The organism is Oxyplasma meridianum, assembly GCF_038024865.1.
Classification (GTDB): domain Archaea; phylum Thermoplasmatota; class Thermoplasmata; order Thermoplasmatales; family Thermoplasmataceae; genus Oxyplasma; species Oxyplasma meridianum.
The window spans coordinates 1,168,517-1,181,715 of record NZ_CP133772.1 but is presented as its reverse complement, the minus strand read 5'-3'; the positions used below and the strand labels follow the sequence as shown (position 1 = coordinate 1,181,715).

The following is a 13,199-nucleotide window of genomic DNA, read 5'->3' as shown; positions in this document are numbered from 1 at the left end:
TTAACATTGGCTAGTGTTTCTGTTTTAATTTCTAAATTAAATCTTATAGCGCTACTAACTATCTCTATAAAATGGTTTAGAATTCACCCTATATTCTTTACCTTCTTTCTTAAGAACCTGAGAAATCACGAATTATGGTCAAAAAAAGAAATGCATTCCATATGTTTAATCAAAACAAAAGAAGATATTTCGCCTATCAGAATGGAATATTCCGGTCAAGCTAAAAATATAGGAATAAACTATTTAACATCTGATAAAGAAATCTGGTATACTATTCAGGATGTTATTGCTTCTAAAATATTAACTGGCAAAAGTCCAGAAATTATTAAAGCTATAACATTCCATCCTGATTCTATTCAAGCCGAATTAAAAGATGTTAATATATATGATATAACAATAAATAAGGATGAAAATTTTATCCGTAAAGTAATAGAAGAAAGAATTAAAATAAAAAAAGAAAAACCAGAAAATTGGGATCAACTACAACTAATCTTAAAAATAATAGCTAATGCCACATCTTATGGTATTTATATTGAAGAAAATCAAGAGACTATTGAAACAAAGATGGATATTAAAGTCTATTCAACTGAACAATTTACTTACCACACAGATAATATAGAGAGAATAGGTGAATATTTCAATCCAATAATGGCTACTTTGATTACCTCTTCTGCAAGATTAATATTAGCTATTGCAGAATATATAACCGAATCTAATGGCTATATTGCATATTGTGATACAGATTCTGTATTCGTAAAACCTGAAATAGTTAAACAACTTCAAGAATTTTTTAAAACATTGAATCCTTATTCTATTGAGACAGAAATGTTTAAAATAGAAGAAGATGATGAGAAAAAACCACTTGATAATGTATTATTCTATGGAATTTCAGCTAAAAGATATTGCTTATATGATAATTTTAATAATATAAGAAAATATTCATCTCATGGTTTAGGACATTTAAAGGATATAGACAGTAAAGAAGTATGGAAATCTATTCTCACAAACAACTATAACTATTTCAATAATAAAATTGCAGTATCCCAGATAACAGCATCAAAACCTTCTATTCTTAAAAGATTTAAGAAAATGAATGAAAATAAAGAACTAAATAAAAAAATAAAACCGTATAACTTCATACTTGCTGGAAATAAAGTTGAAAATGTTATTCCATGTTTACCTTACTCAAAGAATATTTATGGTATTCAATATAATGAATTCATAGACTATAGATCAGGTAAATCTTCAAACAATCTTGATAAACCTACAATAGCATATTGGAAATCTCTTGATAATGTATTAACTCAATATGTGAAACATAATGATAACAAATTCGATTATATTGAAGGAATAGCACAAAGAAAACATATTTATGTCAACAAAATAAGATACATTGGTAAGGAATCTAATAATTTAGATGAAACAGAAATATTCGGAATTGATGATAATTCGTATATTGAATATGTTAACGATAAAGAATTCACTAAATGGATATTAACATTAAAACCTAAGGATGTTAAGAGTATAGGAATACAACAAAGAGAATTAATTAGAATTAAAAACAAAGTAAAAAATAATGAAAGACTGAATCCTAACACTAAAGTTGTAAAACAGTTATACGAACTGTATAAAAAATACACTGATCAATAACATGAGATTATACCAGTAAAAGTTTAAAAAACATTTACCATGAATTTTAAAAATCAATAGTGAAGAGATCTAAATGAAATTCCTTCTAAATTTTCTTAATTTTAAGGTAATAACATCATCTTGTAATCTGATTATCTCATCATCTTGTAATCTCATCATCATATCACAAGAACATAAGATAATGTTATGTTTTTATCATTTCAGTGTTTTATCATTTTATCCATTTTATCCATAGACCTATTTGTCTTTTTATCCTTTTATCATTTTAAGTGATAAACGTAGTTAGGATCCATTCATGTTATTAGATAGACATAGTTTAGGATCCGTTTACGGTTTTAGATAGACAACTCATTTTTATTCACCACTCGTTTAAAAAAAGAAATTACACTCGTTAATAAGAGTTAACGTATTTTTACCCAAGAGGTAATTCTTTTATTAATTTACACCTGGTAATATGATATGAATAGGTCATCGATGGTCATGGAAAATCAGAGAGTGTTATGTTAGGGATATCTTATAATACATTACACGAGGGTTTTGTTAAAAAGATTAATGAAAATTATTTTGAAAACAAAATTATAACCAGTTAAAGTTTTTTTATATTGTTAAATCTAAATAATTATCGTAAAGGTTAGACATGGGTTGTATTATCCAATAAATTTTATATTAAAAAGTAAATTCAGACATTTTTTTGTTGTTATATATATCCCCTAATACCAAATGGGGCTGACCGGGTTTGAACCGGTGACCTCCCGGTTATCAGCCGGGTGCTCAAACCATGCTAAGCTACAGCCCCTTTTCAATAATGGATTTCCATAAATTAATGCGCTTATAATAAACGTTTCGCACTAAACGTGCTTTTTAGACAGAATTTCATTAATCATGCATAGTTCATTTCAGAAAGATCATTGCATACCGCACATATTTTATTTGATGTGGGAGACCCACAAATGAAGCACTTTCCAAGTTCCTCGTGTTTAACGGAATCAGATAAGATTGGTTTCAGTTCGTCGTGAAACTTTACAAGTGCATGTCTTGTTCCAGGAGTTTCCTCCTCCAGATCAGCAATAATCTGTCTGAACCTGTTTCTCTGTGCCCTTCCATAAAAAGGACACCATCCCGAATCAAACTTTATTCCATTTAGAACAGCATAAAGCATAACCTCATTTTCTGGGATTTTTCTCAAAGGGAGGATTCTTGGCACAAGTGTCTCCCTGACAAAATCATGGGGGGCCATTCTTGCAAGCCTTTTTATATCGCCCTTCACAACATTCATAAGAATTGACTGTGCATAGTCGTCCAGGTTTATCCCTAAAGCCACGTAATCAGAAAAATTTAATCTTGATATTTTGTTCATGAGATTTCTTCTCATGGGGCCACAGTGTGAGCAGGGTATTGTATTTCTAATATCCTCCCTGACGATCTCATCAAGCCTTTTTCCATAATTATCTGAAAAGGATATTACATGGTGTTCCAGTCCCAGATCATTGCAAAGTTCTCGTGCCCTTGCAAGTCCCGAATCCCTGTATCCTGATATCCCTTCATCTACGGTGAAAGGAAACAGTTTTATTTTTGCGTCTTTTCCAAATATCTTATTGAGGAGGTAAAGTGTCACTGAACTGTCTTTTCCTCCTGAAATTGCAACGGATATAACTATGGGTCTGCCGGTACGTTTCAATTGTTCTCTTATCTCTTTCTTTACCCGTTTTTCAACAAACTGGTTAAAGTGAATTTTGCAGAGGTTGGATCCCGTATACCTCACCTCATACACCGCCTTTTCATTGCACTTTGAACATTGCATGTATTTATTACCCTGTGTTTATTGAGTATTTTGATTACATATTAAAACAAGACTGTAATAAGCTTTAATTTAAGGGCAAGTGAAATACATGGAAATTAAATGGGAATCTGGAGACATAAAAGAAAAGGGATATGAGATATTGCTTATGGGGGTGTTCCAAAATGAAACTTCCAAAGTTAAGGCAAAAATTCTCAAATCATATAGCTTCAGCAAATACTCAGAAAAACTCAAATTTACATCAGAGATGAAACAGACAGCATTCATCAACGGGGAAAAAGAGAAACCCAACCTTTATTTAATAGGTCTGGGTGATAAGATAAAATTCAATGATGAGATGATGAGAATAAGATTCTCACATGCCATCTCGAAGATAAAGAAGATGCGGATGTCATCAATACTCATCATTCCACCGGAAAAATCAGATGCTGAACATGAGGCATACGAACTCAGCTACCTGGCACTAATGACAAATTACGAATTTAACAGGTACAGGTCCAGGAAAGACCAGAGTATAGAGAAAGTTGGAATATTCAGTTCTTCAGATGTTTCCAAAAGCATTGAACTTGGTACAATTATAGGGGAGGCCTCCAATTTAACCAAGGATCTTGGGAATCTTCCATCATCCATAGGAACTCCAACTCACTTCGAGAAGGTAGCAAGTGGGTTCAGTGGGGTGGACCTGAAAGTTTTCGGCAGGGATGATTTCATAAAACTTGGAATGGGTGGTATAGAGGCGGTATCAAGATCAGCAAGGGAACCTGCTAAAATGCTTGTAATGGAGTATAAAGGATCGGCCCAGAAACCTGTTCTCATTGTGGGAAAAGGGATAACATTCGACAGTGGAGGAATATCCATAAAATCATCTGAGGGATTGGAAGAGATGAAATTCGACAAATGTGGGGCATCTGCTGTCCTCGGGGCCATGTATGCAATATCGCGGGCCGGGTTGAAGGTTCACGTGGTTGGAATAACCCCACTTACTGAGAATCTGCCTGGAGGAAACGCTTACAAACCCGGAGATATTCTCACCCATTACAACGGAGTGACTTCGGAGATAATTTCCACAGACGCAGAAGGAAGACTGGTTCTGGCAGATGCTCTCTCCTATGGGGTGAGGAATTACGATCCTTCTGCTGTCATAGATCTTGCAACACTAACGGGAGCATGTGTTGTAGCTCTGGGAAATAACATCGGCGGGATAATGACGAATAATCTTGATCTCCAGCAAAAAATACTTGATTCTTCCAAGACAACGTGGGAAAAATTATGGCCTCTACCACTCGATGACGACTTCCAGGAACAGATAAAAAGCGATGTTGCTGATATAAAGAATACAGGAGGAAGGGCTGGCGGAGCCGAGACTGCTGGTGCATTCCTGAGCAACTTTGTTGACTCAAAGCCATGGGTTCATTTGGACATCGCGGGGACGGCATGGACACAGGCAAAGACAGTGAGGAAAGGTTACATTTCACATGGTGCCACAGGATACGGAACAAGGCTTTTGTTCGAATTCCTCAGATCAAGTGAAAAATAGCATCACTCAATCAGTGAATAAGTAAATTTCTTTCCCTCTTTTATATACTTTGTAATGGCGATTCCGAGATCACTGGACATCTTGATTCTTATAATCCCCTTTGAAGAGCTTCTTGCCTGAAGAATAAGTATATTGTCAGCATATATTCTAACATTCACATTTCTCTTCTTTACGTCCATATAAATAATTTTATTTTTGATCTCTGGAATCACCTCTATTTTTCCATCCTCTTCCTCTGAAAAAACCTCCGGTTCAACATCCAGTTTGATCCCCATCTTCTTCTCAAGTTCAGAAATATTAACGCCCTTCTTACCTATCAGTCTTGGGATATACTTTTCATCAACCCGAATCAGTGCACGGTTTTCATCTTTCAGGGAAACTTTAACATTGGATGTTCCAAGATAATCCCTGATGGTTTCTGTTATTCTGTCAAGAGCCATTGCCTCTATTGGCTTCTTTTCTTGTTTCTTTGAAACCGGCACAACAACTATCTGGTCACCAAAGGTATATATCTCGTATACTGGAACCGAGGTGTAGAAATCCTTCACAACTATTACGGGCCTTGATAGATCCTCCTGTGTCATGCCACTGGGGACTTTGACAACATACTCAGTTATAAGAACCTTTGAAATATTCCCCTTATCTATAAACACAATTGTGTCAATTATCTGGGGAATGAGGCCAAGTTCAACCCTGCCTATGAATCTCTGGAGTGCATCAATAGGTCTGGTTGCATGCACCACTCCAACCATTCCAACCCCTGCAAGCCTGAGATCAGAATATATCCTGAAGTCTGAAGTAACCCTCATCTCATCGAAAACAGTGTAATCTTCCCTGACAAGAAGCAGTATGTCTCCTGTTTTCTCCATGGACCCTTCCAGTTCTGTATACTGGGTTATGTCCTTCTTAACCTGCAGATCCCGTGGTTTTTCCATGGTCTTGACTATCTTCATCTGATCGCTGAGATGTTCAGCAAGCGCCTGAACAAACGTACTTTTCCCTGCCCCTGGAGCACCTGCAATGATTATGCCATTCGCCTGTGTTTCCAGTCTGTTTATAAGTTCAGCGCTAGGTTTATAATATTCAAGATTAAGCTTCACAATAGGCCTGACTGCAGTAATCTCTATATCATCTGAAAATGGAGGTCTTGTGATAACTATCCTAATATCCCTTAGCTGTATTACTGTTGCACCATAGGAATCCATCTCTATGAATGACTTTTCATCCAGTTTTCCTCTCTTTACAATGTCATTTGCAATGTTTTCCACCATGATATTTGACAGTTCTTCAGCATGCCTTTCAATCCTGACGTCACCTGGAACTCCTTTCTTCATGAATGGCCTCTGCCCAGCCTTAAGATGAACGGAGGTAGTGGTTTCATCAAAAAACTCTTCAATACTGCGCATTACTTTTTTTGGGTGTTCCAGGAATTCTACAGTTACACCCTTTATGATTGCAAGGTCTTTCTGTATGTTATCACCGGTTACAAGGGTGGCTCCAAGTTCTGCAGCGGTTGATCTTATAATTTCATCAATCTCTCCTGATTTAGCCTTATCTATCTGCCAGTCGCTTGGCCTTCTGCCATAAACTTCCAGATATATGGTATTGGCATCTGCCATCTCTCTGAGATTTTTCAGTTCCTGAAGAGCAGCGAAGCCAATGGACCTTCCCTGGTTTGCCTGATGCTCTATTTCCGCCAGCATGGCCTCTGCCAGTATAACCTTAGAACCCTCTTTCTTCTTTATGAAATTGTTAAATCTGCCATCCACAATGACGGAAGTATCCGGAACGTAATCCACGAAAAGTAAATACCCTTGATTATATAATCGCTTTGTATTGGAGATGAAATATGGAAAACGACAGCCAAAAAACTGTGGATGGCCATGTTCACCAGACAATGATAGATGCCATCATTGAATCTGTCAGAAACACGCTTTCCGACCTCCCTTCAAACAACAGCGCCCTTTCCTATTCCGGTGGACTGGACTCTACAATAATCATGGCGCTTTCTGATTTCAAGCTTCATCCTTACACCACAGGTTTTTCTGACTCAAAGGATATTTCAGCTTCAAGAAAAATATCCAAGACTTTGGGATTCAAGGCGAAAGAGATCATACTTGATTATATAGATATAAATTCACTTTTCAATGAAATATTGGAAATCGATCCTGCAATCCAGTCTGGAGATCTGGGATACGAGGCAGTTCTCCTATCTGTACTGAAGCACGCCACTGAGAAATACGTTGTAACCGGGCAGGGTGCAGACGAGTTCTTTTACGGTTATCAGAAATATGAACGGGAACCGGATCTGACAAACGCAGAGGATATCGAGAAACTCATTAATATTACATGCCCAAGGGAGAAAAAAATGGCTGATTCCCTTGGAAAAATAACGGTATTACCCTATATGAAGCAGGATGTGACTGATATTGCCAGTTTAATTCCCCGGCACCAGCATATTAACGGAGAAGAAAGAAAGCTTATACTCAGATCAGTGGCAAGAAGGATAGGCCTACCGGATGAAGTTGTAAACTTGAGGAAAACCGCTGCCCAGTATGGATCAGGAATGCAGAAGATTGTAAAGAAAAAGTTTCGCCGTTAATCTGTACTCATCCCCTTAATACTGATTGCACATACATTATATACTCGTTTAAAATTTACCATTGGATTTAACTAGAATATAGTGATAGAATGACTTTTATAGGGATAATAGGCGGCAGTGGCTTGTATAACTTGCTGTCCAATCAAAAATCAGTAGAAATTGAAACACCTTTTGGAAAACCATCAGGAAAGATTGAAATTGGAAAGATCAACGGTGTGGAGGTGGCCTTCATACCAAGGCATGGCAAAAACCATACAATACCACCACACAGGGTAAATTACAGAGCAAACATATGGGCCCTTAACAGCATAGGTGTCAAGAGAGTTATTGCAATTAACGCAGTGGGATCTCTTAAAGAGGAAATGAAACCTGGTGATATTGTTATCCCGGACCAGTTCATAGACTACACAAGAAGAAGGGAACTGACCTTTTACGACGGTCCGGAAGTCTACCATATTTCCATGGCAGACCCATTCTGTCCACATATGACAAAGATTTTTACCGAACAGGCCAGGAAAGAAGGCATTGCCTGCCATGGTTCCGGTACATATGCAGTTGTGGAAGGGCCCAGGTTCTCAACAAGGTCTGAATCAAAAATGTTCAGGCAGTTTTCAGATATCATAGGCATGACACTTGTTCCGGAGATTAATCTGGCGGACGAGATGTCAATGTGTTATTCCGTTATAGCTTCAGTTACGGACTACGACGTATGGGCAGATAAACCTGTAGATGCGTTTGAGGTAATGGAGACAATGAAGCATAACGAAGTCAAGGTCACCAAACTATTGACAGATTCTCTCCCAAAAATAAACGGCGAGAGAATCTGCAACTGTTCTAGACGATTAGAAAATGCAAAAGCGTGAGGAAAAATGAAAGTAAAATTTTTAGGCGGAGCAGAAGAAGTAGGCAGATTGGGAATAAAGATGGAGTTCAAGACGGAGAAAATCCTTGTGGATTACGGTGTAATACCTGAGAAGCCTCCGCAATATCCACTCCCACCAGAGAAAGTCAGCAGCATATTTGTGACACATTCACATCTGGATCATATAGGGGCTCTTCCCGTATATTACGAGAAGGACAAACCAGATCTGTATGCCACGGCAATGACGGCAAACAGCATGAAGCCACTGTTGAACGATTCAATAAAGATAATGGGACTGGAGGGATATCCGGCAAGGTTTAACAGAGATGATGTAGATTCTCTCTATGGATCATTTATTAACTCCACATACGGCGAAAGTTTCAACGTAGGAGAACTTACAGTTACTCCTTATTCAGCAGGGCACATACCCGGTTCCACAATGTGGAGATTCGAAAACGGAAAATCAGTAATGGTCACAGGAGATTTGTACACAAGGGACACTAAACTTCTCACAGGTGCAAAGCCCATGAAGACAGACATTCTCATCATGGAGAGCACCTACGCAGGTAAGTTCCATGAGGACAGGGAACAGGTCAAGGCAAGACTGAAGAATCACATAAAGGAGGTCATAGACAACCATGGGAAGGTTATCCTCCCATCCTTTGCAGTTGGAAGAACACAGGAACTGATGATGACACTTTCCGACATGGACCTGAATATATTTGTGGATGGAATGGGAAATGGTATCACGGGAATTTACCTGAATACCCCAGGTTTCCTCAAATCAATAAAGGATTTCAGGAAATCTGTGGGCAGGGTAAGGCAGGTTCGCGGCAACGGAATGAGGCAGAGAATCGTGGACGAGGCAGATGTGATCATAACAACTTCAGGAATGCTGGACGGCGGGCCGGTACTGTTTTACATACAGCAGCTCATGAACGACCCGAAGAGTGCAATATTCCTTACAGGTTACCAGGTAGAGGGCACAAACGGAAGGTCACTGATGGAAAACGGCACAATAAACATTGCAGGAGCAACTGTTAAACCTGAAATGAAACTTGAGTTCTTTGATATGTCTGCACACGCAGGACATGATGATCTCATCGAGTTTGTAAAGGCGGTTGATCCAGAGAAAATAATCTTGTGCCATGGTGACGAGAGGGAAAAACTGGCAAAAGACCTTACAGAATACGACGTAACTCTGCCATTCAACGGAAAAGAGTTTGAAGTGAACTGAGTTCATAACCTGTAAAAATTACATATATTACATATATATCTTTCCGTTAACCAAATGTGGCAGAACTCCTCACATTGAAGAATGTGCGCATGGAATATAACATGGGCAAGACAAACCTGGTGGCCATAGACGATGTCACATTCTCTGTTGAGAGGGATGAATTTGTCTCCATCATAGGTCCATCAGGCTGCGGGAAATCAACAATTCTAAAGATGATTCTGGGGCTGATTGAACCATCATCAGGTTCCATTATGGTCAATGGAGAACCTATAAGCAGCAACAGGTCAAGATTGTCAGTGGTATTCCAGAATCCTGCACTGTTCCCATGGCTTGACGTTCTCCAGAATGTTGAGACAGTTATTGAGCCAATTGAAAGGGACAAGAAAGTAAGGAAAGAAATTGCATTAAAATTCATAAAAATGGTGGGAATAGACGGGTTTGAAAAGGCTTATCCAAGGGAACTTTCCGGAGGAATGAAGCAGAGGGTGTCAATTGCCAGGGCCCTTGCAACATCTCCGGATATCATGCTTCTGGACGAACCTTTTGTGGGACTGGACGTATTTGCTGCGCAGGCAATAAGGGAGGAACTTCTGGACCTCTGGGAATCACCCGATCTTCCGCCGCATACAGTACTCATGGTAACCCACAATGTGGACGAGGCCGTTCAGATGAGCGACCGCATAATAGTTTTGAGCAGGCGTCCAAGTAAAGTTATAGAGGCTAAGAGGATAGATCTTCCCAGGCCAAGGAACACCAGAAGCGAAGAGTTCTACAAAACTGTGGATGAAGTTCTCACAATAATGTCATCATAATATGGAAATTTATCATTTAAGGCCAAGAAGCGAGAGGGCGTTGAGGAAATACTGAACAGCGAAACCTGCCACAAGCACGCCAAAGATTCTCGTTATAACCTTCATAACCTTATCCCCAAAAAGTCTGTCAATCCTGCCTGAAAAAAAGAAGAAAATATATACGATAAGAAAGAGAAGCACTATTGAAACCATGGTCATTATTTTTGTTGCAATGCTACCCTCCATGAGGATTATAACAAGGGATATTGCTCCTGGTCCGGCCAGGAGAGGGGTTGCAAGAGGCACTATGCCAACATCTGATACTGGAGACCTTCCTCCAGAAGAGGGAGGCTTGTCTCCCTGCCTCACCATTTCGATACCCATTATAAGAAGTATAAGGCCCCCGGCAATTTCAAGGGCAGGAATTGAAATACCGAAAAAAAGTAAGATAAAATTGCCAACAAGTGCAAAAAATATCAGTATTATACCTCCATAAAGAACTGCGTCTGCAGTTATGGCTTTTTTTGCCTTTGCGTCCATTCCAGATGTAAGGGACATGAAAAGAACCAGGCTGCTGAAAGGGTCAATAACTACGAATAGAGGAATAAATACCTTCAGGAAATCAACAGCTAACGACAAACATGTAGATTATAACATCCACTTATATTTAATCAACGCCAACTGAAAATTATGAAAGAATTTTAAGCGTAATTCCTTAACTCAATACATGAAGGTCATGATAATGGGAATCGATGGTTACATCGGCTGGCCTCTTGCGCTTCGTCTTTTGAGAGAAGGCCATGAAGTCACAGGCATAGATAATTTTTATACTAGGCGGCGTGTGAGGGAAGTCCATTCTGAATCAGCACTTCCCATAAGTTCAATGGAGAAAAGAATTGCCGAGGTAGGTAAAAGAGGTCTTGGAGATATAAAATTCTTCAGAGGTGATGTGAGCAATTCAGAAAAGATGCATGAAGCAATAAAATCAACTGAACCAGATGCTGTGGTGCATCTGGCTGAGCAGAGATCAGCGCCCTATTCTATGATGGGACTGAGACAGGCCAAAGAGACCATGGTAAAGAATATTGTTAGCACAATAAATCTTATCTATGAGGTAAAGGACCAGGTTCCAGACTGCCATATACTTAAACTGGGGACGATGGGAGAATACGGCACTCCAAACATAGACATACCTGAGGGATTTTTTGATATCGAATACAGAGGAAGAAAGGATCGCCTTCCTTTCCCGAAAAATGCAGGATCATGGTATCATTGGACAAAGGTTCATGATACAAACAACCTTATGTTTGCAAACCGTGTGTGGGAACTCTCAGTAACCGATGTAATGCAGGGTGTTGTTTACGGAACAAGGACAGAAGATATAATATATCCTGCGCTTTTTACAAGATTTGATACAGATGAGGTCTGGGGGACTGCACTTAATAGATTCTGTGCGCAGGCCGTGGCAGGCATTCCAATAACACCCTATGGGAAGGGGAACCAGGCAAGAGGATTTCTTTCACTGGAAGACAGCGTTTCCTGTCTTGCACTGGGTATAAGAAAACCGCCTGAAAGGGGGGAATACAGGGTTTATAATCAGTTTGATGAATATTACACCGTAAATTACCTTGCAGAAACTGTTCAGCAGGTATATCATCAGGAGACCGGAAAGAATGCAGAGATAAAACATATTGAAAACCCCCGTGTAGAATTGGAGGATCATTATTACCATCCTGAGAACCAGAAACTTAAGGATTTGGGATACAGGAGAAAGAGGGAACTCAGGCAGGAGGTATCAATTATTCTCAAAGACCTTGAAAAATACAGAGACAGGATATTGAAACACAGGGAATCAATAATTCCAAAGACATTATGGAAAGCATAAGGCTGGTTCAGAGGCGTGATCTGGCATAATCAAGGGACCTTTTCAGCACTTCAATATAACTCTCCGACACTCCTACACTTATCCATTTTGATTTGTCAATAATGTATCCATGAGTTGGAACCCCCTCCTCTATACTTTTATTTATGGCAGGCGTCAGTTCTATATTTGTACCTGTTCTTTCGATATTTTTCATTACGCTGTCGGTAAGGTAGTAAAAGGCACAAAGTGCCAGATTGGAAGGTGGGTTATGGGATTTTTCCACCACTGACACTATCTCCATGTGATCCCCTGAAACAAAGTATTCTGCCGTTCCATAGCGATCTGGATCATCCACATGCATGAGGCAAAGGTGGTTTGACTGGGGATCAGACAATACTTTTTGCACAAAAAAATTAAGGAATTCCATGTCCAGTATCAGGCCGTCTCCTGCGTTTAGAAGAAATGAATCTCCCTCAAGAATTTGAGATGATCTGGAAACTGCATCGCCAAAACCTGCCTTTTTTTCCTGATACACATATTTAATGTTTCTAAATTCAGAGGAGAGATAGTTCTGGGTCACAGAATCTCCAGGATCAAGGACAACAATAAAATCGTCTATGCCAGATTTCATGAGGTGTGTTATTATGCAGTCAATTATGGGTCTCAGTACAATCCCCCCATCTCGGAAATCGTATACTGGAAGCATCTCTTTCCTGAATTTTCCGTCAAGGCCGGATCTCTTTCCCAGACCGGCTGCAGTGATCACACATCTGGGCACACACCATGATATCCTGGTTGTTTATTATTTTCCCCTCATTTTGTGATCCTGCGAAATCAATATATGCATTCCGTCAGATT

11 protein-coding genes and 1 tRNA gene are annotated in these 13,199 nt (G+C 39.1%); 7 read left to right on the top strand and 5 right to left on the bottom strand.

Going from position 1 to position 13,199, the window contains the following annotated elements; translation table 11 throughout:
* Positions 1-6 precede the first annotated feature (6 nt).
* Positions 7-1,650, top strand: a complete 1,644-nt coding sequence (locus OXIME_RS06205) for a hypothetical protein (protein ID WP_393970981.1) — start codon at positions 7-9, stop codon at positions 1,648-1,650.
* 721 nt (positions 1,651-2,371) lie between these two features.
* Here the strand turns inward: OXIME_RS06205 and OXIME_RS06200 are convergent.
* Positions 2,372-2,446, bottom strand: a tRNA-Ile gene (locus OXIME_RS06200).
* Between the two features lie 84 nt (positions 2,447-2,530).
* On the bottom strand, positions 2,531-3,451 hold the full coding sequence (locus tag OXIME_RS06195; RefSeq protein WP_393970980.1) for a TIGR00269 family protein: 921 nt from the start codon (positions 3,449-3,451) through the stop codon (positions 2,531-2,533).
* A gap of 88 nt (positions 3,452-3,539) precedes the next feature.
* On the opposite strand from OXIME_RS06195, the gene OXIME_RS06190 reads away from it, so the two are divergent.
* Complete coding sequence (locus OXIME_RS06190; RefSeq protein ID WP_393970979.1) at positions 3,540-4,985, top strand: leucyl aminopeptidase; 1,446 nt, start codon at positions 3,540-3,542, stop codon at positions 4,983-4,985.
* Between the two features lie 2 nt (positions 4,986-4,987).
* On the opposite strand, the gene OXIME_RS06185 is transcribed toward OXIME_RS06190, so the two are convergent.
* On the bottom strand, positions 4,988-6,784 hold the full coding sequence (locus OXIME_RS06185; protein WP_393970978.1) for a PINc/VapC family ATPase: 1,797 nt from the start codon (positions 6,782-6,784) through the stop codon (positions 4,988-4,990).
* A gap of 50 nt (positions 6,785-6,834) precedes the next feature.
* Here OXIME_RS06185 and OXIME_RS06180 point away from each other — a divergent pair, with 50 nt between their 5' ends.
* From OXIME_RS06180 to OXIME_RS06165, 4 genes are all read left to right on the top strand, one after another.
* Positions 6,835-7,587 carry an asparagine synthase C-terminal domain-containing protein gene (locus OXIME_RS06180; protein ID WP_393970977.1) on the top strand — a complete coding sequence of 251 codons (753 nt, stop codon included), beginning with the start codon at positions 6,835-6,837 and terminating at the stop codon, positions 7,585-7,587.
* An 89-nt stretch (positions 7,588-7,676) separates the two neighbouring features.
* A complete protein-coding gene (locus OXIME_RS06175) occupies positions 7,677-8,450 on the top strand; it encodes an S-methyl-5'-thioadenosine phosphorylase (RefSeq protein ID WP_393970976.1) in 774 nt (257 codons plus the stop codon).
* 6 nt (positions 8,451-8,456) lie between these two features.
* On the top strand, positions 8,457-9,686 hold the full coding sequence (locus OXIME_RS06170; RefSeq protein ID WP_393970975.1) for an MBL fold metallo-hydrolase: 1,230 nt from the start codon (positions 8,457-8,459) through the stop codon (positions 9,684-9,686).
* A gap of 56 nt (positions 9,687-9,742) precedes the next feature.
* The gene (locus OXIME_RS06165) at positions 9,743-10,498 is read left to right on the top strand and encodes an ABC transporter ATP-binding protein (protein WP_393970974.1); all 756 of its coding nucleotides are present in this window, start codon (positions 9,743-9,745) and stop codon (positions 10,496-10,498) included.
* 12 nt (positions 10,499-10,510) lie between these two features.
* Here the strand turns inward: OXIME_RS06165 and OXIME_RS06160 are convergent, their stop codons facing one another.
* Positions 10,511-11,116: a MarC family protein gene (locus tag OXIME_RS06160; protein ID WP_393970973.1), complete on the bottom strand. Its 606-nt coding sequence runs from the start codon at positions 11,114-11,116 to the stop codon at positions 10,511-10,513.
* Positions 11,117-11,204: 88 nt separating this feature from the next.
* Between OXIME_RS06160 and agl3 the strand changes: the two genes are divergently transcribed.
* Positions 11,205-12,362: a UDP-sulfoquinovose synthase gene (agl3, locus tag OXIME_RS06155; RefSeq protein ID WP_393970972.1), complete on the top strand. Its 1,158-nt coding sequence runs from the start codon at positions 11,205-11,207 to the stop codon at positions 12,360-12,362.
* A gap of 7 nt (positions 12,363-12,369) precedes the next feature.
* Here the strand turns inward: agl3 and OXIME_RS06150 are convergent, their stop codons facing one another.
* A complete protein-coding gene (locus OXIME_RS06150; RefSeq protein WP_393970971.1) occupies positions 12,370-13,119 on the bottom strand; it encodes a sugar phosphate nucleotidyltransferase in 750 nt (249 codons plus the stop codon).
* Positions 13,120-13,199: the final 80 nt, after the last annotated feature.